The sequence below is a fragment of the Bradyrhizobium sp. 63_E2_N1_3 genome, assembly GCF_052076005.1.
Classification (GTDB): domain Bacteria; phylum Pseudomonadota; class Alphaproteobacteria; order Rhizobiales; family Xanthobacteraceae; genus Bradyrhizobium; species Bradyrhizobium barranii.
The window spans coordinates 4790503-4808742 of the sequence record NZ_CP197235.1 but is presented as its reverse complement, the minus strand read 5'-3'; the positions used below and the strand labels follow the sequence as shown (position 1 = coordinate 4808742).

Annotated in this window: 21 protein-coding genes and 2 pseudogenes; 16 read left to right on the top strand and 7 right to left on the bottom strand. The window is 59.2% G+C overall.

The annotated features are described in order from the left end of the window. The first annotated feature begins 198 nt into the window (after positions 1–198). The 6 genes from AB7531_RS22920 (at position 199) to tnpC (ending at position 4005) form a co-directional block, all read left to right on the top strand. Positions 199–549 carry a PilZ domain-containing protein gene (locus tag AB7531_RS22920; protein ID WP_341850513.1) on the top strand — a complete coding sequence of 117 codons (351 nt, stop codon included), beginning with the start codon at positions 199–201 and terminating at the stop codon, positions 547–549. Further along, the gene (locus tag AB7531_RS22915; RefSeq protein ID WP_085398163.1) at positions 546–947 is read left to right on the top strand and encodes a response regulator; all 402 of its coding nucleotides are present in this window, start codon (positions 546–548) and stop codon (positions 945–947) included. The genes AB7531_RS22920 and AB7531_RS22915 overlap by 4 nt, the downstream gene beginning before the upstream one ends. Positions 948–955: 8 nt before the next feature. Further along, positions 956–1318 carry a response regulator gene (locus AB7531_RS22910; RefSeq protein ID WP_084795133.1) on the top strand — a complete coding sequence of 121 codons (363 nt, stop codon included), beginning with the start codon at positions 956–958 and terminating at the stop codon, positions 1316–1318. Between the two features lie 301 nt (positions 1319–1619). Then, positions 1620–2051, top strand: coding sequence for an IS66-like element accessory protein TnpA (tnpA, locus tag AB7531_RS22905; RefSeq protein WP_063980519.1), 432 nt, complete (start codon positions 1620–1622; stop codon positions 2049–2051). Continuing rightward, a complete protein-coding gene (gene tnpB, locus AB7531_RS22900; RefSeq protein ID WP_063980520.1) occupies positions 2048–2404 on the top strand; it encodes an IS66 family insertion sequence element accessory protein TnpB in 357 nt (118 codons plus the stop codon). The genes tnpA and tnpB overlap by 4 nt, the downstream gene beginning before the upstream one ends. A 122-nt stretch (positions 2405–2526) precedes the next feature. After that, positions 2527–4005: an IS66 family transposase gene (tnpC, locus tag AB7531_RS22895; protein WP_063986009.1), complete on the top strand. Its 1479-nt coding sequence runs from the start codon at positions 2527–2529 to the stop codon at positions 4003–4005. Between the two features lie 266 nt (positions 4006–4271). Here the strand turns inward: tnpC and AB7531_RS22890 are convergent, their stop codons facing one another. Both AB7531_RS22890 and AB7531_RS22885 read right to left on the bottom strand, forming a co-directional pair. After that, positions 4272–4964 carry a helix-turn-helix domain-containing protein gene (locus AB7531_RS22890; protein ID WP_063983365.1) on the bottom strand — a complete coding sequence of 231 codons (693 nt, stop codon included), beginning with the start codon at positions 4962–4964 and terminating at the stop codon, positions 4272–4274. Positions 4965–5571: 607 nt separating this feature from the next. After that, positions 5572–5784, bottom strand: a pseudogene (locus AB7531_RS22885) (hypothetical protein); the annotation flags it as partial. 266 nt (positions 5785–6050) lie between these two features. On the opposite strand from AB7531_RS22885, the gene AB7531_RS22880 reads away from it, so the two are divergent. The 5 genes from AB7531_RS22880 to AB7531_RS22860 all read left to right on the top strand — a co-directional run bounded on the left by AB7531_RS22880 (position 6051) and on the right by AB7531_RS22860 (position 9201). Beyond that, entirely contained in the window at positions 6051–6752 is a 702-nt protein-coding gene (locus AB7531_RS22880) for a response regulator transcription factor (protein ID WP_063986614.1), read from the top strand. A 752-nt stretch (positions 6753–7504) separates the two neighbouring features. Next, entirely contained in the window at positions 7505–7747 is a 243-nt protein-coding gene (locus AB7531_RS22875) for a DUF6894 family protein (RefSeq protein ID WP_014494428.1), read from the top strand. A 372-nt stretch (positions 7748–8119) separates the two neighbouring features. Then, positions 8120–8368, top strand: a complete 249-nt coding sequence (locus AB7531_RS22870) for a hypothetical protein (RefSeq protein ID WP_014494430.1) — start codon at positions 8120–8122, stop codon at positions 8366–8368. A 353-nt stretch (positions 8369–8721) separates the two neighbouring features. Beyond that, a complete protein-coding gene (locus AB7531_RS22865; protein WP_231141863.1) occupies positions 8722–8922 on the top strand; it encodes a hypothetical protein in 201 nt (66 codons plus the stop codon). A 48-nt stretch (positions 8923–8970) separates the two neighbouring features. Further along, positions 8971–9201 (top strand): DUF6894 family protein, encoded by a 231-nt coding sequence (locus AB7531_RS22860; RefSeq protein WP_014494432.1) that lies wholly within the window; start codon positions 8971–8973, stop codon positions 9199–9201. A gap of 9 nt (positions 9202–9210) precedes the next feature. On the opposite strand, the gene AB7531_RS22855 is transcribed toward AB7531_RS22860, so the two are convergent. From AB7531_RS22855 to AB7531_RS22845, 3 genes and pseudogenes are all read right to left on the bottom strand, one after another. Further along, positions 9211–9480 carry a hypothetical protein gene (locus AB7531_RS22855; protein ID WP_085398671.1) on the bottom strand — a complete coding sequence of 90 codons (270 nt, stop codon included), beginning with the start codon at positions 9478–9480 and terminating at the stop codon, positions 9211–9213. Then, complete coding sequence (locus AB7531_RS22850; RefSeq protein WP_231141865.1) at positions 9477–9941, bottom strand: hypothetical protein; 465 nt, start codon at positions 9939–9941, stop codon at positions 9477–9479. The genes AB7531_RS22855 and AB7531_RS22850 overlap by 4 nt, the downstream gene beginning before the upstream one ends. Positions 9942–10385: 444 nt before the next feature. Beyond that, positions 10386–10735, bottom strand: a pseudogene (locus tag AB7531_RS22845) (PRC-barrel domain-containing protein). A gap of 323 nt (positions 10736–11058) precedes the next feature. Between AB7531_RS22845 and AB7531_RS22840 the strand changes: the two are divergent. The 5 genes from AB7531_RS22840 (at position 11059) to AB7531_RS22820 (ending at position 16032) form a co-directional block, all read left to right on the top strand. Then, the gene (locus tag AB7531_RS22840; protein ID WP_187387703.1) at positions 11059–11493 is read left to right on the top strand and encodes a hypothetical protein; all 435 of its coding nucleotides are present in this window, start codon (positions 11059–11061) and stop codon (positions 11491–11493) included. An 839-nt stretch (positions 11494–12332) separates the two neighbouring features. Further along, a complete protein-coding gene (locus AB7531_RS22835) occupies positions 12333–12896 on the top strand; it encodes a hemerythrin domain-containing protein (protein ID WP_063983360.1) in 564 nt (187 codons plus the stop codon). Positions 12897–13029: 133 nt separating this feature from the next. Beyond that, positions 13030–13308, top strand: a complete 279-nt coding sequence (locus AB7531_RS22830; protein ID WP_063986383.1) for a hypothetical protein — start codon at positions 13030–13032, stop codon at positions 13306–13308. A gap of 139 nt (positions 13309–13447) precedes the next feature. Next, the gene (locus AB7531_RS22825; protein WP_085398194.1) at positions 13448–13684 is read left to right on the top strand and encodes a hypothetical protein; all 237 of its coding nucleotides are present in this window, start codon (positions 13448–13450) and stop codon (positions 13682–13684) included. A 1853-nt stretch (positions 13685–15537) separates the two neighbouring features. Beyond that, entirely contained in the window at positions 15538–16032 is a 495-nt protein-coding gene (locus AB7531_RS22820) for a DUF4142 domain-containing protein (protein WP_063983357.1), read from the top strand. A gap of 704 nt (positions 16033–16736) precedes the next feature. Here AB7531_RS22820 and AB7531_RS22815 read toward each other — a convergent pair. After that, positions 16737–16913, bottom strand: a complete 177-nt coding sequence (locus tag AB7531_RS22815; protein WP_187387677.1) for a hypothetical protein — start codon at positions 16911–16913, stop codon at positions 16737–16739. A 476-nt stretch (positions 16914–17389) separates the two neighbouring features. Next, a complete protein-coding gene (locus tag AB7531_RS22810; protein WP_038935863.1) occupies positions 17390–17815 on the bottom strand; it encodes a hypothetical protein in 426 nt (141 codons plus the stop codon). Between the last annotated feature and the right edge of the window lie 425 nt (positions 17816–18240).

The window sequence follows — 18240 nt, the reverse complement described above, 5'->3', positions numbered from 1 at the left end:
GCACTGGCCTGCTTGCGACTTCACGGACGCTGTTCGTATTTCAACTTCGGTGTCCCAAGCAGATCCCAATTTGCCAACTTTTCCCGACCGCGGTTACTACCTTTTAGTTGATCGGGGATATAGGGGGGGACCACTTCCGTTTACCCGATGCCAGCATAAAAAGAGCAAGAAGACCGAAGGGTCACCTTCGAGCATCCGTTGCCTGCGCAAATGATGGCCATTGATGGCACGTGGCGTCGCGCGTGCACGCTTAAGGAGGTCTCAAATGTCGGAGCAACACTTCAAGTTGAGACCTCGATTGAGGGGCTGACCCTGAACGAGTTCTTTCTTCTGCTTTCGTCCACTGGACTTGCCTATCGTCGCTGTCAGCTCGAACGAGTAAACGGCGACCAGTTGCGGGTCAGCTTCATCCGCGAAAAGGTCAAGGCCAAAAAATCCTCCGACAGGAGCTGGACCCCGGATTTCAAGACTGCCAAACTTTCCCGGGAACCTTTGGCTTGTGTGCACTTTGTAACCTCCAGTTCACGTGTGCTCGGCGGAAAACTATGACGGAAGTGCTGCCGACAGTTCTTCTGGTAGAAGACGACGATGCGATCCAAGGCATTGTCGAGGAAGCATTGAGGGAGGGGGGCTTCGAGTTCACCAGCGCCAAGACCGGCGAGGAGGCGGTAACACTGCTCAAAGGTCGGCTCGTTGCATACTGCGCTCTAGTGACTGACATCAATCTGTTAGGAAGCCTCACCGGCTGGGAGGTCGCGCGGGCGGCACGCGAGACCGATCCCAATTTGCCCGTGGTCTACATATCGGGCGCAGCGGCCCACGACTGGCCGGCACAAGGCGTTCCCAACAGCATAATTCTTCAGAAACCGTTTGCCCTCGCGCAGCTTACAACGGCGGTCTCTCAGCTCCTTAACGAGCGCTCGGTGGCCGATTTAGGCAAGGCTTGAGGCGAGAGATGACGCAGGCATCAATACTCCTCGTGGAAGATGAGGCGCTTATTCGAATGATGCTTGTCGAGATGGTCGAGGAACTCGGACACAGGGTCATCGCTGAAGTGGGGAATATAGATGATGCGCGATCCGTTGCCGAGATCGGGGAATACGATCTCGCGATCCTCGACATCAATTTGCATGGTATGAACGTGGGGCCCGTTGCCCAAGCAATAAGGAGACGAGGGCTGCCGTTCTTTTTCTTGAGCGGATACGGCAGCAGCGGCGTGCCGCATGGATTTGAAGGAACGCCCGTCTTAGTCAAACCGTGCACGCTGGATAAGCTTAGGCACACAATCGATACTGTTTTGCCGAACGGAGAAACTTGAAAGCGCAAGACAACCGTTGCGGTTGCCCTTTGCGAAGCAAGGCCGCCTCAGTTGGCGGGCTACCCCGCCCAGCACCTCCTATTTGCGAGTCAGCAGATCCTCCCCGGGCGGCGTCCGCTTTCATGCTGCGATCACCAGCCGCGCTCGATCTCATATCTGAGCCCGGCGCCAATCCGCTTCAATTCATCTTCTCACGGAGCTTTCGGATGAACTCGCGGTAAGCGTCGTTCCGCTCCCACCTTTTCGGGGCAGATGGGATAGGCGAGTTTCACGATCTCTTTGAAGGGATCGGTTTGTGTCTATGTTTGACCATACGCTTAAGTCGGATGTAACGGCGCGCCGGCTGGAAGTGATCACGGAGACGGGACGACGTCGTTGGTTCTCCAAGGACGACAAGGCCCGGATTGTCGAGGAGACGCTGGTACCAGGCGCGGTCGTTTCCGAGATTGCCCGGCGACACGGGCTGACCCCACAACAAGTGTTCACTTGGCGCCGGCAAGCGCGCCGGCAGCCGGCGCCGATGGCTAACGATCCGCAGTTTGTACCTGCGGTGGTAGACGCCATGGCGCCGGTCGCGGTTGCGGGCCGTGAGCGCAAGACAGCGCGACGGAAGGCCAAGCCGGATGTTGGGGGCATCGAGATCGAAGCCGAAGGCGTCACTATCCGGGTCGGCCAAGGCGCGGACGTGGCGATGATTGCGGCCATCGTCCATGCGTTGAAGGCAAGCCGGTGATCGGCCCGTCCGGCACTGTCCGGGTGATGGTGGCAACCAAGCCAGTCGACTTCCGCAAGGGAATGGAAGGGCTTGCTATGTTGGTACGCGAGCACATGAAGGCCGATCCGTTCTCGGGTGCTGTTTATGTCTTCCGTGCCAAGCGCGCGGACCGGATCAAGCTGATCTTCTGGGATGGTACGGGTTTGTGCCTGTTCGCCAAGCGGCTCGAGGAAGGCGTCTTCCGCTGGCCGAAGATCGAGGATGGCGTGATGCGTTTGTCAGCGGCAGAATTGTCGGCGCTGCTCGAAGGGCTCGATTGGCGGCGTGTCCACGCGGCACGGGAGACGGTCGTCCCGACGCAAGCCGGATAATTGTGGGCCGCGCTGCGGCGAAGTGAATCAGAGGCATCGAGTACGTCGTCAGGCGGGCGCGAATATGCTCTGATTTGCCCGTGAGCGATAACCTTCCTGATGATCCCGAGACGCTGAAGGCGATGCTGCTTGCCGAGCGGCACGAGAGCGAGCGGCTGCGCCAGATCATCAAGGAATTGCAGCGTCATCGCTTTGGCCGGAGGGCGGAGTCGCTTCCTGAGGAACAGATGCTGCTGGGCCTCGAGGACGTCGAGCAGGTCGCGGCCTCTGCCGAGGCCGGTCAGGACGAGACCGCCCCGGAAGGTCGGGCGGAACGGGCGCGCAAGCGCCGCGTCAACCGCGGGGCACTGCCGGCGCATCTGCCGCGGATCGAGGTCGTCGTCGACATCGACGACAAGACCTGCCCCTGCTGCCAGGGCGAACTGCATCGGATCGGTGAAGACAAGAGCGAGCGGCTGGACATGGTGCCGGCGCAGTTCCGCGTTGTCGTTACCCGGCGTCCCAAATACGCCTGTCGTGCCTGCGAGGATGGTGTCGTGCAGGCCGAGGCTCCGGCCCGGCTGATCGAGGGCGGCCTGCCGACCGAGGCCACGGTCGCCCAGGTTCTGGTGTCCAAATATGCCGATCATCTGCCGCTCTACCGGCAGGCCCAGATCTATGCCCGCCAGGGCATCGCTCTCGATCGATCGACGCTGGCGGACTGGGTTGGGCATGCCGCCTTCCACCTGCGCTCGCTGCATGAGCGCCTTCTCACGATGCTTCGAGCGAGGTCCAAGCTGTTCGCCGACGAGACGACGGTGCCGGTGCTCGATCCCGGTCGAGGGCGCACCAAGACCGGCCAGCTCTGGGCCTATGCCGCCGACGACAGGCCCTGGGGCGGCCTCGATCCGCCCGGCATCGCCTATGTCTATGCACCCGACCGCAAGGCCGAGCGGTTGTTCAGCCATCTTGCCGGCTACAAGGGCGTCCTGCAGGTCGATGGCTACACCGCCTATCCAAAGCTTGCCGAGCGCGGCGAGGTCGAGCTCGCCTTCTGCTGGGTGCACATGCGGCGCAACTTCTACGAACTCGCGACGGCGGGCCCCGCGCCGATCGCAAGCGAGGCGCTGAAGCACATTGCCGCATTCTACGCGATCGAGAAGGAGATCCGCGGCCGCAGCCCGGAGGAGCGCCGTCTCGTGCGTCAGCAGAAAAGCCGACCGCTGGCCGATGCCTTCGAGGCTTGGCTACGCGCCAAGCTGGCTCTCATCAGCCAGAAGATCAAGCTCGCCGCCGCCATCCGCTACGCTCTCTCGCGCTGGCAGGGGCTGACGCGCTTCATCGATGACGGTCGCATCGAGCTCGACAACAATACGGTCGAACGATCGATCCGCGGCATCAAGCTCAGTCGCAAGAACGCGCTGTTTGCCGGATCCGACGGTGGTGCCGAACACTGGGCGGTCGTCGCGTCCCTGGTCGAGACCTGCAAGCTCAACGACGTCGATCCGCTTGCCTATCTCACCGACGTCCTGACCAGGATCGTCAGTGGTCATCCGAACCGCGACATCGACCAGCTATTGCCTTGGGCCTACCGCACTCAGTTCCTCAAAGCCGTGGCCTGATAACGACGCTTACAACTCGCGAAGGTCATTCGCATAATCCTCAACGATCCGGCGCGCCTCCTCCAAGCGAGTTGGCTTGGGCTCGGGTTCGGTTGGCTTGGGCTCGGTATCGGAAGGCTTGTTCATGGCAGAGGCCTTGAACCTAGATCGCCGGCAATCCTTGATCTAAGTCAACGGACCTTCGTGCTAGCTCCCGCAATATCCGCGATCATGATGTGAGTCTGCGTATTCATCATCGTCGCCAGTACGGCTCGTCGCTTTTGGTATCAGGGTTGTGCCGGTTCTTGCCGATCGAAATCGGCAAGCCGGCTTCTGTCGTTTAACATGATCTCTCGCTGATCGCCGTCGAGGAACGTAAGGACGCCCGCTTTACGCAAGCTAGATAGCACGCGAGAAACCGTCTCCAACGTCAGGCCGAGATAGTCCGCAATGTCGCGACGAGTCATCGGGAGCGACACATTGTCTGCTCCGGTGCGGCAATCCATCTCAAGTAAGAAGGCGGCAACCCTTTCTACCGCGGTCTTGCGGCCCAGAAGCAGCATATGGTTTTCTGCGTGCTCCAGGTTGCGGGTAGTCATGCTGAGCAGGTTGTGCGAGACAACCGCGTCTCTTGCGGCCACCAATTGAATGCTTTCTCGCTTAATCAGGCGCGCGACGGTTTCGACGACCGCCTCTGCGGTAAATCGATGCGTGTCGCCATTCTCAATCCCGAAGATATCGCCCACTAAGTGAAAGGCGGCGATTTGACGCCGACCGTCCGAGAGCAACTTGTAACTTCGCACCGCACCATGCTTGACTTGATAGACATACACAGCGGGCTCTTTTTCACCGAAGATTTCGGTGTCTTTTCGGTATTTAAATTCGCTGAGGCCGATGATTCGGTTGAATGTACCCGCTAAACCGAATTCATCGAGCGTATTGGGCTGAGGTCGTCGATCCGTTGTGATACGCACAAACATCGGTCATTCCTCTTCCGCATCAAATCCTTTGAATAATCCTTTGCCACCAGGTCGTTCGACGAGCGACCATATTCATTCCATGTCCCTTAGATCATTGTACCAAAGGACAATGTCAGGTTGCTGGCGTCCCCGGCCGCAATGTTGCGTTTCGAGGAGCTCGCGCGCGGACGCCTCCGGGTCTGCATAGGGTCGTTCTGCGGTGTGCTTCTAGATTTTTGCGGTTAGCGCGGTGGCGCTCATAACAGAGCCGACGTGCGATCTATCCAAGAGGGCGGAATGAAACTTTTGGTCCCATGGGCTATTGCGCTACGTGAGCCAAATTTGTTGTTTGGGAGGCCGCCATATGGCCAATTCTGTTCGCCCATGGACCTCGGAAGACCTTGAGACGCTCAAGGCGATGGCCGGGAATCACCGCCGCGAAGAGATAGCCGCTGAATTGAACCGAGGCGTCTCGTCGGTGGCTGTTAAAGCGCATCAGCTCGGTATCTCTTTGCGATACCACGCCATGCCAAAGCGTCGACCTTCAACAGCCGAGCCAGCGCCGGGTCATTGACTCGATTGTTTCGAATCTGCGTTGCCCTCTTGCTAGAGCGGAAGTCCGCCACCGTCAGGCGACCCCGCGCAAGGGCAGCGCGAGCTGCGTGTCGAAGCGCCTTGTGGCGTTGGCGGCGATGAAGTCTTGCAACGCAGACGAGACCTCGGCGTCGGTGTCGGCCGCGCGCCGGGCCTACGCATCGGCTACCTCGGAAGTCGCGTCCCGCGACCACCCCTCGACGGGATTGAAGGATACAATCCGGAGCGGATAGGCGTACTGGCCCGAGGGTCGAAATCGGGGGTCGGGTGCATCGGCCTTCTCGGGTCAGGTGGTTGCAAGGGAGGTCTTTTTTCGGGTAAACGGGGGTCAGGTTAAGGGGCGAAACGGGGCGAATCTGTCGCGCTTTGTGGAACTTGGTCACACCTCAGCCCAGTTTGCATTGCTCGGCGACAAGGTTCGATCGCCGACTTCGGCACCCATGTATGCGGCACATCAGTGGATTGCTCGCCGTTTCAAGCACGACCCAAACGGAAAGCAGAAAGCAGAGGCTCATGCCCACAATCGCTTTGGTCGACGATGACAGCAACATTCTCACATCCGTCTCGATCGCGCTGGAGACGGAAGGCTACCGCATCATGACTTACACCGACGGCGCCTCCGCGCTCGACGGCTTCCGCACCACCCAGCCCGATCTTGCCATTCTCGACATCAAGATGCCGCGCATGGACGGCTTGGAAACGCTGCGCCGGCTGCGGCAGAAGTCCAACCTGCCGGTGATCTTTCTGACCTCCAAGGACGAAGAGATCGACGAACTGTTCGGCCTCAAGATGGGCGCCGACGACTTCATCCGCAAACCATTCTCGCAGCGCCTGCTGGTCGAGCGCGTCAAGGCCGTGCTGCGCCGCTCGGCGCCGAAGGACCCGACTGTCGCGCCGAAGGAGAACAATGCCAAGGCGCTCGACCGCGGCCTGCTGCGCATGGACCCCGAACGGCACACCTGCACCTGGAAGAACGAGCCGGTGGCGCTGACCGTCACCGAATTCCTGATCCTCCAGGCGCTGGCGACCCGCCCCGGCGTGGTGAAGAGCCGCAACGCGCTGATGGACGCCGCCTATGACGACCAGGTCTATGTCGACGACCGCACCATCGACAGCCACATCAAGCGGCTGCGCAAGAAGTTCAAGGTGGTCGACAACGAGTTCGAGATGATCGAGACACTTTATGGCGTCGGCTACCGCTTCAAGGAAGCCTGAGGCTCACGCGCCTTCACGAAAGACTGAGAGCATCGCCGGTTCTCGTTCCATCGGGACCGGGATGGCTCTAGCGATAGGGGAGTTTGCAGGACGCCCTCGAGGTTGGTGTCAGCCTCATCCGTCTCGCGCCAGGCGCAACCGGCGCGCTCCAGAGTCTTCAAGCACCAGATAGATATCGCGGTCGAGGCGGTCGGCCGGCACGATCGAGGGCGAGGAACGCATACGCTACTCCGATACAACAAGAGCGAGAGACGGCCCCGGCTGCAGGGGCCTAGGGGGTAGGCCGAGGCCGCTCCGCCAGCTCTGCCGGCGAGCCAGTCAAATATCAGCCGCCCTTGTGGTTCCTTTTCCAAACTGAAGGGGGCGCTTCCGTATTTAACCAGTGTCATAAGACTGATTTTAACGGGCGCTAACATGGTAGAAGGCAAGCCAGCGGGGAAGGCGCTGCTGTGACCCGCACGGCCAACAGAAGGCAGAGCCAGTGATCAACATTGCTGAGTGCCGAGAACATGCTGACCTCTACAAGAGACTTTCTGGCGCGAGCGGCATTTCCAAAGATCGCGCCGACGTCCTGAAAAACATCGCCCGAACTTATGTGGGTTTGGCTGGCCAACTGGACAGACTGGCTTCTCTCGCGAGGAACGAGCTGAGGTAGGTGGCCGGCCTGCTTTCGGCATCAAGTCGCCTAGTTTGATTTGGGCGTGGCCTGTTTTACGAAAGAAACAATTTGAGGTTGGCGTCGTTCTGGTCTGATGAGACGGTATTATTTTGACATCAGAGAGGGTGACGAGATTTTCCCGGATGAGGAAGGTCTAGAGTTCTCAACCATAGAGAAGGTGCAGGAAGAGGCGGCGCGCTCGCTTGCCGATATGGCCAGAGATGCCGTCCGCGCCTTAGGGGGCGATAGCCAAAAGCTGTCGATTGAAGTCCGGGACGAGAGCGGTCCGGTGCTCCAGCTCAAATTCACATTCGCGGTCGAACGGCGCAGGCATTGAGGCCGCCTCCGTTGGCGGGCTGTGTTCCTTCTGTCGGGAACCCGAGTTCTGGTTTATGGTCCGGAGATCACCGCCCCGTCCGAGGCGCCCATTGATGACTGAGAGTGCTTCATGCTCCCGCCCTCTATGCCAAGCGGAAGCCATGTGTGAGAAGTGCGTTCAGTACGACGACAAGATCGCCCGGTATCGGCGCCTGTCGCTCGGAATCAACGACTGACAAACGCTGGACGGAATTGCAGTCCTGATCGCACAGGCGACGGACGCAAAAGCCGTCGTCCATCCATTCCCGCCCAAAGACTGAGGACGGGCTATTTGTGCGGCGAGGTTTCGCCTTTCATAGCTCCTTGCTGGCATTCAGGCGTTCGCCGTTGCATGTTTGTCCCTATGGAGACGCGCGAAGACTTCCTGCTTAAGCTAGCGACGGTTTTGGATGACGTCGGGTCGAACCAGAAATTGATAATTCGGGACCGTTACATCGAGCGTGCGTTTGGCGGCACGCGTGCCATCGCGATTGCAGAGGCGGAGGTCTTTGCCCGGGCGCACGGCTGCACTTTTCGCTACAACCGCATCAAGCGCCAAGGAGAGTTCACCCGTGCTTATCCGGCAGGCGGCAGGGCGTGAGGTGGCTCGTCGAGAGCGCGGGCTACTGCTGGTCGTTGGGTGCGGAAAAGCAAGTCCGGCGGCCGGTTCACGCTGGCGGGCCAGAACTTCAAGTAAGCATCCAGACGGAGAAAACGACACAGAGGCAGCTTGCACCTATGAATGCGAGACCCAAAAAGAAGCGCTCGGCAAGGTCCATTTCCATGGCGTTCCCCTCCGGCTGCCCGCGATAAGTAACATTCAATTGTGATCCGAGGTTCCCGCGTTATCGCGTGGAACTTGTGTTCACTAGGGCACAGACCACGGAACTGCCCGCGCGTTAGGCTGCAAGAACTCAAACCCAACGGTTAGGACCCGTAAGATCGAGGTGTGTCATGCAGCGACGCCGTCGTTTTAAACAAACTGTGTCCCTCGAAGAACGTCTTGCCCAAGAAGCCGTACGCTTAAGAGAGCTAGCCAAGAAGCTCCCTGCCGGCTTCGAGCGAGAAGCTCTCCTCCGCAAGGCCAGACAGGCCGAGACCGGCTCGCACTTGAGCGAGTGGTTGAGATCACCCGGACTGCAGCCGCCAGAATAGGAACACGCGAACATTTCTTCTATGCTCTCCCTCGAATGAGGGCGGCTTATGACCCGGTACTACTTCGACATCCGGGACGACACTGGTTTGTACCCGGACGAGGAAGGTCTGGAATTCGACACTCAGCAAGAGGCCGAGGTCGAAGCCGCTAGGTCGCTTGCGAACTTGGCAAAGGACTTTGCCACCATACGGCAGGACGTTTCCGTGGAAGTGAGGACAGAAGTTGAGCGGGTGTTTCAAGCCGCATTCATTTTCGACAGAAGTAGGACGAAGCAGTAAGGACGGTTCCTATTTGCGAGTCAGCAGATCTTCCCCGGGCGGCATCAGCTTCACGTAGGTGCCGCTTTCATGCTTCGATAACCAGCCGCGCTCGATGGCGTATCTGAGCCCGGCGCCGAACTCGCTCCCGCTGCCCTTCAGCTCGATCATGAACTGCCCGTTGATCCGCTCGATGTAGATGCGGCCGTCCTGCACGGCCGCGACGCTGGCCGCGAGCTCGACGAGCTTGCGCGCGGCCGCATCCGGGTCTGCATAGGGTCGTTCTGCGGTGTGCTTCATCGTCGTGTCCCATTGGCCGCCCGCGCGGCGGTGATGTGTGCGCGGTGAGGGTAGCTCTCCGCCGTTTTCCAGCTGTCGAACGTGGTGCCGCAGACGCAGCGCATCAGTGTGCTCCGGATCTCGCTGTCGAGCTTCTCGCCCCGCGCCCGCTTGGCCGCAACCTCGGCCCGCCAGTCGCGATCTTGGCGCCATTCGGCGAAGGCGGTGTCTGGGATGGTGAGCCGCAGCTCGGACCACGCGGCCTCGAAAGCCTCGCGCGCGGCTTCGAAGGTGGCGGCTATGCCACTCCGCCATGTGCCTGGCTCCATGCCACGATAGAAGCCGATGGACCAACCCCATTGATCGGCGTGGATCGGTACGCCGGCGCGCGCGCCGATGGTCCCGGTGCGGACGTCGGTGAAGTAGATCTGCCAAGATTCCTCGTGCGGATTGTTACCGCGGCGACGGGTGAGGGCGGTCATTCCACAAGAATAGGGGCAAGTCAGGCGCGGGACCAGTCGCTGGATTTTGAGGCCTGCTCTGGTCTCAGGGCTCTATCTGTTGGTCAACGCTTAAGCGCTTCGTGCGGCCAGAGCTGCACCTTGTTATCGTGCGCCGCGTAGCGCTCCGGTGATCACGCCAGTGCGCGCCGCTCGCGCTCCTCAGCCCAAGCAGTAAACGTCGCATGCGCCCAGGCCGGCGAGGACGGCGGGATCGCACCTCGGGTCTGCACCCCTCCAGCCGATCGGAGAGCAACAGCACGTCAACATAGGCGACGCCATGTTCGCGCGCGATAGGGAGATGCGGGAATGTCGTCCGCCCAACAACGTGCTTTTCTATTTCCCATAAACGCGCCGCTGACAGCCGTGCCGACCCAAGGGCTGGTCGTTCAGTTCTTCAGTCTGGCAACACACGACTGGGAAGTTTCAGATGCACTGCCGGGCGTCATAAAAGCCACCCCGACCCTCCCAGTACGTCGGCGTCCCATAGTACCGGTGGGTGCGCGCTTCCCAGTCTCGATCCTGCCATGAGTCATCACTGAACTCAGGCGCGTCCCTCAGCTGTTGCTCGGTGATGTTGGTTCGAAAACCACCAAGCGCGACGTATCGTATTTTAGAGCGCCCCACGGAATGGGGTAATGGCTATGGCCCAATCCAACAAATCCACCCAAGCTCAAGACGGCATAAGCCACGCGACCTGTGACCTTGTCGATGATGAGGTGATCAATCTCACCGATGTTCTTTCGATCTGCTCCATAAACCTCGGTCCCTTGAATGTAGGTTTTGTCGGCCTAACTCGGCCACTCCAGGGGTGTTCCTAGCTTCGGAGAATAGTGTCGCACGCCAATCATCAATCTATCGTCGTCGACATCGATTCAAACAACCTCCAGCTCCGATCCCATGGCGAAAACCTGTATCGGAAGGCGAAGTGGGCAAAGACGAGGATAATGAGGCCGCCAACTGAGCGGCCCTATTTTAGGTGGCGATTTTGGCCCCGGTGAACTCAGCCACTCGTCAATGTTGGCGCTGCTCTTGCGCGTCCGGAACGGAAGGCGCCATCCTTTGTTCAATCGTCCAGAGAGTTCAAAGGAGAAGGGCTATGATCGCTAACAGATTTATGATCTTGGGTGCGTTGCTCGCCTTCAGCGCCAACTCCGTTTATGCCGGTCCCTGCACCACGGTGAGCCGCGATGCAGGATCAGGAAATGTCCCGGGCTATACGGGACAAACCACTGGTTCCACAGCAACTGATTCTAAGCAGCAACCGCCGACATCTTCGATGAGCAAAGCCTCGGAGAATACCGCAACGTCGTCGGAAGATGCTCAGCGCCAGATGCAGAGCCAGCCGACCGCTGCCGAACAATCAAAGGCGACCCACCCCGCACCCTCTGCCCAGTCACCGGATCGAACGGCAGGCACCGTCGAGCAGACCCGCCCCGCGCCCACGGAACAATCAAAGAAGGCGACGGCCGGTGCGGCCGAGCCCGCGCCGTCCCAGAAAAAGGTAACGGCGGCCGACCAGGACTGCGAGTAAGCGCGGGGGTCAATGGCTTCAAGAGGGAACACTGGCTAAACGCCTGATATGAAGTGGTCCTCTGCACCACTGGACCGGGCCGGTGCCGATTGCTTCCGCTTCCGGTCCGAGGTTGAAGTCGATCGGCGCACGTTGGCTGCAACCCATGACAGCCTTATGCGGTCACCGACCGCACAAGGGCGTGCCGACTGGTCGACGCTCGCGCGATCTTGCCGTCCGTGCCAAAGCCGACGACGTGGAAGACTTCCTTCCCGATGGATGCCGATCGAGGCCAGCGGCTGTGTGGTGGTGTCCATGGGATGTTTCTCCGGATGCTGCAGGGTAGTCTTTCCAGACTGATCCCGCGGAGGAAGCAGCCGGTCCATCCCATTAGCGGACCTTGCGACGCGCTGGTTGGTCGTCTCAGGAGTCGCGATACCCGGTCAGTTGTGCTGACTTTCGGATGAGCCGGAGATCATATAGTTTCTTTAATGCTGCTCATCGAGACAGGACATGCCGGCATCTCCGTTTTAGCGAATGGCAGCGCGATTGCCGTCCGCACGCATCGCCCTCTCAACGAAACCGACAGTCTCTTTGTGCGGTCACGAGGACTAACCGCGCGCACGGCACGCGAAGAGCGAAGGCCGCCGGGGCTGGCTGAGTTGGCGAGCCCTACTTTCAGCTGAGCAGCCACAGAGCGAAAGAAGCGCTCCCGTCCAATGTCGTGATCGAGCTTTAGGCACGGCTGAGACTGCCGTCGGGAAAGCCGGCGGCCGATTTAAGTTGTCTCGGATTGATCTGTGGCAAATGCTGACACCGGACCAAAGACTATACTGGAGACTGGTTTATGGAGCTCTGCCATGATCATAGAGCGCTTATCCCAAGAGCATCTCAACATTGAGAAGCTGCTGGCCATCCTCGAGCGGGAACTCGAGGTATTCGACCGCGGGGACCGTGCTGACTACGAGGTCATTCACGCGGTTATCAGTTACTTCGAAGTCTACCCAGAAGTTTATCATCATCCCCAGGAAGACTTGGTATTTGCCAAGCTGAGGGCACGAGATCCGGCTGCTGCTGCGAAGGTCGGCGATCTAGCTCGCGAACACCAGAAAGGGGCCCAACTTTTGCGCCGCGTCGCTCAGGCGGTCGACGGCGTTCTCGCGGAACGTGAGATTCTGCGCGAAGATGTGGATCTTATCGTTCGGGATTTTATCGCGCACGAGCGCCGTCACATGAGGATGGAAGAACGCGATTTTTTTCCCGTGGCACTTAAGGTTCTCAAGCCTCAAGATTGGACTGAGATCGCTTCAGCCGCAACGAGTCACAATGACCCGCTATTCAGCGACGTTGCCGAGGAGCGGTTTGACACGCTGCGCGCACATATTGTGCGGCTTGAGCAGGAGGCTGACGCCGAGCGTAAGTAATCGCTATGGCGTCGCGCCATGCATTGTGCCGCGCGACGCTGAGGACGCTGAGGTCAAGCGTAAGGCAGAGTCAGAATTGAGCTGCGCCTTTGCTTGCGCGCTCACATACGCTTGCGGCCCGAAGCAGGAGGCTATGATGCCGCTCCACACCGACAATCTCGAATCGACCATGCGCTATGCATTGCTGACAACGCGTGCTATAGCCCTCTGTCCTTTCCATCCCGAGGTCATGATCCGCGTCGGAGACAGCGACGCCGAAACACATGCTTATTACCGCGCCAGAAGCATCACCAAGAGTGATGGCACGTGCTGGGAGCGTGAAGATCTCATGGAGGAGATTGTGCGCCAACTCACGGATGCGGCCGACGGCGTGTGTCCTCGGTGTGCGCAGCTGGTTGCTTCCCATAACTGACGGGCCGCGCCGTCAGGACACCGGAAAGGGAAGACCGAGGCAAAGAATCTTAGTGTTGGCTAGCTGACAGCATGCTCGTTCACGCTGGTTGGCTTTCGGCAGGATCGCGGCAAGACAAACCTCACGATGGCCGGCCTTCATGGAGACGCGCGAAGACTACTTGCTCCGGCTGGCGAGTGTTTTGGATGTTCTCGCGATGGACGAGCGGCTGATAGTTCGCGGCCGATACATTGAGCGCGCGTTCGGCGGTACGCGTGCCCTCGCGATTGCAGAGGCAGGAGTCTTTGCCCGCGCGCATGGCTGCGCGTTTCGTTACGACCGCATCAAGCGCCAAGGAGAGTTCACCCGTGTATATCCGGCAGGCGGCAGGGCGTGAAGTGGCTCGTCGAGAGCGCGGGCTACTGCCGCTCATGAGTGTGGGAAAGCCGCCAGCTATTAGCACACAGGGGCGCCGCCGAGGGTTGGCCGGACCCGCCAAAAGACCTTGCCGAGTACTGCCAGCGCCACCGCATCAGCTTCGACCGGATGCTCGGCTGCCGTCTGATGGGCCTCAACGAGCGCCGCTGCCGACAGACGTAGCTGCCGAGTGCCGAACAGCTCGCAGCGAGGTATGCTCCACTTTCGCCGGAGGATCAGGCGATTGACGCCGAGATCAGGCGCATCCTGGCCCAGCGTGGACCAATGAAGCCGCCGTCGCCGAGCCCATAGGAGGCGCGACCGGCAGCGGCTGATGACGCACCGCCGTCGGCTGAAGCGCTGAAGACGATTCCGCGGTTCGCGCTCGGCCGGCGACTCCGCTAACTTAATCCTGTAATCGGTGCCCGCCGATTGCCAATATCTCAGTCAAAACTCCCGCCGGCTCGCAAGGTCGGCGGGTTTTCTTCGACCGAGCTTCGAATGACAAATGCCAACCGAATAGTGCTGGCGCAGCTCAATACATCGTCTCTCAGGCCTTACCGAAACTCGGCGCACGTCCATGCGCAGGGCTCGGCTCAAGATCGAGCGCCTTAAGGCACGGTTAAGACGCATCGAACGGGCTACTCGGCGGTCCGACCCAGCGGACCGCTTCTAAGTACAGCAAGTTTTCGCCCACGGAACGCGTGCGAGCTACTGCGTCGCGGGTGTGGGCCGTTCGGGCTGCCGACCCGGCTGTGACAAAAGGCACTTCTGCGAGTGGCATCGTGGACCTTGCGGCAAATCTTGGAACTATATGCACGCTTACTCGCATAAGTTTTATTGCCACAGTTTTGCACCACAAAGGGATCAGCATCTGCCAATGGGGGGCATGGCCGATGAAACGAGACCTGAAAGAGCTCCGGCGGATAGAGCAGATCTGTCTAGCTGAGGCCGCGCTTGCCACGATGGATATCGAGCGGATCGGACTACTGAAGGTCGCCGAGGATTGTAGGCGCTCCGTGGACGAGATCGAGGCGCGGGCCGCCCTTCAGAGTCGAGTTCGCAGTTTTTTGGGGGTATCGTGGATACGCAGACACCAATTGGCCCGGTCGCGTGGGCGTGCGGTCTGATCGGCCTGGCGCTGTTCGTCGCGCTCTATCTTCCTTGGTAAGCCGATCGCGAGTCCATCACAAAGGCCCGCCGGTTCACGCTGGCGGCTGGGCGCTGTTCGTTATCATCGCTCTGTCCGCATGTAAGGGCTGCGCTCTGAGACCAATCGAAGGTCGGGGTCGGCGGCTATGGTCAGGGAAGCCTCGATCCGGAGCGGGTTCTCTGGAGGGCGCTCAGCCAGCACAGCCCAAGCGATGACGCCGACTGCGAAAAGCGTTGCCGTTAAAGTCCAAGGATACCGCATCATTGCGTCCTCCTTAGTCTGGTATCAAAGTCCCGATCAGGTTGAGCAGCGCCTGGTGCTCCGGACCGTTTACGCTGTCGCGCAGGAATCGGCCGATTTCAATGTACGAGGTCCGTCCTCCTGAGCCGGCATTCGGCTGATGCTTCACGACTGGCGTGCTCGAAGCTGGATGTCGCGCCAAAGACCAGACGTCGCCATTGCTGCTTTCATACAGGACCCGATCGCTCATAGCGAGCTAATAGCGCCCGCACTATTCGGTTCCTGTCGGGGATCGTGCCGACTTCGGCCTACTAATATCCTGCGGTAGGTCCTGCGTCCGAACCCAAGAGGCGTCCGCCAGATCCAACGCGCCATATCCTCAATTGGAACCTCTTCCGCAATTGACGTGTTCATCGACAGACAACCCACAGGAGTTGCCGATGATCAGAATGCTTATGTCACTCGGGACAGCAACCTTGATGGCAATCTCAATTGCCAGCGCATCTGCGAAAGACAAGCAAAGCGAAACCTTCCTTAAGAAGGCAATCGAGGGCAATTTCGCTGAAGTGAGCATGGGAGAGCTGGCGCAGCAAAACGGTCAAAGCGACGCCGTCAAATCGTTTGGCAGGATGCTCTCTACAGACCACGCTGCCGCCAATCAGAAGGCATTAAATGCTGCCCAAGCACTGGGAATGAACTCACCAGGCGGACCGAATGCGAAGCAAAAAGCTGACCATGACAAGATGTCAAAAATGACCGGCGCGGGTTTCGATAAGATGTTCGCTACCCACATGGTCGCAGACCACCAGACGGATATCGCCGAGTACAAGAAGGCATCAAAAAGTAAGGATGCTGCTGGAGAATATGCTTCCGGCCAGATAGATACGTTGCAAAAGCACCTGGACACCGCAAAATCGTTGAAGAGCGGTAATTGATCCGACGCCGGGAATTGGGGCGGCAGGATCGCGGCAAAGATATGCAAAGCGCCGGGCGGAAGATTATCCCGTCGGTTCACTGGTGCCTGGCGGATCGCTCGCGTAAGCCGGCGGCCGGGCTTAAACCTTCTAGGCCGATTGACGGGCTTGATTCTCAACGCGGTTTGGGACTCGCCTCCGGTTCGACGGCCGGTTGGTCGATTTCAGGTGCGGCGGGTTCTCGCACGATATCTTTGGAAGCTTGTCGGTTTCTTTGGAATGCCCATCCGATTAATCCCGCCAGCACGAGGACAGCTCGACAGCTCCGGCGAGCATAAACCAGTGTGGATACTCCATCCCAGAAAGCATCGCTGTTCCCGCTAATGCTCAGTGTTCACCCTCGTACCGCATCGGCTGGGTAGGCAACCGATCTTGAGCGCGATGGTTTCGACGACTGCTTGTTTTTTGGTCGGAAAGTGCGTCGCCACCAACGACAGAACACCAGCGATGCAGAGGGCCGTCAGAGCGGCGCCCGCAACGCTTACCGCACCTCGCAACAGCAACTGCCCCAACGCCCGCAACATGGCATCCGCATAACCGGGAAATGCTTAACGAATGCCGCGCGCGATCAACGGCGCTCAGAAAAGCGCGTCGCATCGCGCGGCATCCCGTCAGATCAAGGTTCCGCGCAAGCGAGCGCTGTCGGATGACTAGTAGGTGCCCGCCTATTGCGTGCTGAGCGACACGCCAAGAACAAATGCCTTAGCCGCCGTCGCGCCCGGCGTTCGCTTCAACTTCTTTGCGATCTTCGTGACACCAGTCTTTTGCCTCGCAAGTAACTTCAGCGTCTTCAGGTCGTCTTTCGTCCACTCGCGACGAACAGTCTTCTTTTTCTTGGCCAACTCGCCGCTCCTTCATTGATAGGAGCGCGGTCTAACACATGAGGCGTGGCGTGCAAACCCGCGTGAGGAAATTCATTGCCCAACGATCATTTCAACGCGCCTCACTGCTAAACTTAGGCCTTAGGCTCGTCCGGAAAATCGAAGCTGAGAAAAATGAGGGCGACCGCTCCGACGATCAAGAGCACGACGCACAGCGCCGCGATTCCGTAGGGCCACACTTAGGTCTCCGTTGGAAAGAACGAAGCCGACGCGCCGAGTATGATGGCACGCCGGCGTCGCCATGCTGAATCCGGACAGGGCAACTCGTCCGGTGACGACAGCGTAATCGGGCAACCGACGAGCAATCGAAGGCTGAAATTAAGCTTGAGCGGTAGGGTAAATGAGGGAGGAACTGCCCGACAAGCGAAGGCGTCTGCCCAGAGGAAGAAGCCGATGACCTGTTCGACTAACTTTCATGTCAAGACGCGAGGATGGGACTAGAGTACGAACGTCGTACCAAGATTAAGGACCATCTTTACCATCCACTGGCCCCTGATCGTAAAGGTCATCGGATTCGTGTTGGGTAAATCGAAATTAAAAAAGACGCTTCCACTCTTATTGAATGCCACGCCGGACAAGTCATCTGGTGAAAAGGACACGTTTTGCGTGACGTCACCGCGATGCCCCTTAATGTCCTTCAACGAAAATGGGCCGCTGAAGGTGCGCATAAGTTGCGTGTCTAATTGGAAGTCCGTGTCCGCAACACCACTTCCCGAGATTGGTCCGGAGCAACCCAACAGTGCTGCGATGTTAGCTACCCTGCTGCCAATCTTAAACGATATCGATGCGGTGCCCGACGACGTGCGTACCCTCAGCACGTGCGCAGCAATAAACCAGTCGTCCGCCTTTGTGTCTGCTGCCACGGCCGCCTCCCGCTGTAACTGAAACCTCTCGCCAGCGACTGGAGATTAACCGTCCTGTTGTCATACCCATGTGAAGAGGTTCACACGACGCAAAACGACATCGGGTGATGCGCCCATTGTGTTGTTCAACAGAAAGGCCGCAGCGGCGAACCACTGCGGCCTGCTGCCGGGTTAAAATTTATAAGTGAAATATGGGTCCAGCCCCGGCGAGATGAAGCCTACAGCGCGGGGCGGGGCGCAATGTCGTCGATGTTACACTGTGGGACAATTAAATGCGTCAGCTTCGCTGACTGAGGTGGGACTCGCCGGGGTTGGCGAAGGCGAGCCCTCAACCCCAAGGCCGCGAAAGCTAAAAGCTCCGGCTGCCTTGACGGACGCAGTAGTCTGCACCTGATCGGCGCAGATGCGAGCGTTAAAACAATATC

Coding starts and splice junctions, on each gene's coding strand:
- AB7531_RS22825 (WP_085398194.1), top strand. CDS start 13,448: ATGGAGACGCGCGAAGACTACTTGCTCCGGCTGGCGAGTGTTTTGGAT.
- AB7531_RS22880 (WP_063986614.1), top strand. CDS start 6,051: ATGCCCACAATCGCTTTGGTCGACGATGACAGCAACATTCTCACATCC.
- tnpC (WP_063986009.1), top strand. CDS start 2,527: ATGCTGCTTGCCGAGCGGCACGAGAGCGAGCGGCTGCGCCAGATCATC.
- AB7531_RS22830 (WP_063986383.1), top strand. CDS start 13,030: ATGATGCCGCTCCACACCGACAATCTCGAATCGACCATGCGCTATGCA.
- AB7531_RS22870 (WP_014494430.1), top strand. CDS start 8,120: ATGTTTGTCCCTATGGAGACGCGCGAAGACTTCCTGCTTAAGCTAGCG.
- AB7531_RS22890 (WP_063983365.1), bottom strand. CDS start 4,964: ATGTTTGTGCGTATCACAACGGATCGACGACCTCAGCCCAATACGCTC.
- AB7531_RS22910 (WP_084795133.1), top strand. CDS start 956: ATGACGCAGGCATCAATACTCCTCGTGGAAGATGAGGCGCTTATTCGA.
- AB7531_RS22820 (WP_063983357.1), top strand. CDS start 15,538: ATGATCAGAATGCTTATGTCACTCGGGACAGCAACCTTGATGGCAATC.
- AB7531_RS22840 (WP_187387703.1), top strand. CDS start 11,059: ATGATCGCTAACAGATTTATGATCTTGGGTGCGTTGCTCGCCTTCAGC.
- AB7531_RS22865 (WP_231141863.1), top strand. CDS start 8,722: ATGCAGCGACGCCGTCGTTTTAAACAAACTGTGTCCCTCGAAGAACGT.
- AB7531_RS22915 (WP_085398163.1), top strand. CDS start 546: ATGACGGAAGTGCTGCCGACAGTTCTTCTGGTAGAAGACGACGATGCG.
- AB7531_RS22875 (WP_014494428.1), top strand. CDS start 7,505: ATGAGACGGTATTATTTTGACATCAGAGAGGGTGACGAGATTTTCCCG.
- tnpA (WP_063980519.1), top strand. CDS start 1,620: ATGTTTGACCATACGCTTAAGTCGGATGTAACGGCGCGCCGGCTGGAA.
- AB7531_RS22850 (WP_231141865.1), bottom strand. CDS start 9,941: ATGACCGCCCTCACCCGTCGCCGCGGTAACAATCCGCACGAGGAATCT.
- AB7531_RS22855 (WP_085398671.1), bottom strand. CDS start 9,480: ATGAAGCACACCGCAGAACGACCCTATGCAGACCCGGATGCGGCCGCG.
- AB7531_RS22860 (WP_014494432.1), top strand. CDS start 8,971: ATGACCCGGTACTACTTCGACATCCGGGACGACACTGGTTTGTACCCG.
- AB7531_RS22835 (WP_063983360.1), top strand. CDS start 12,333: ATGATCATAGAGCGCTTATCCCAAGAGCATCTCAACATTGAGAAGCTG.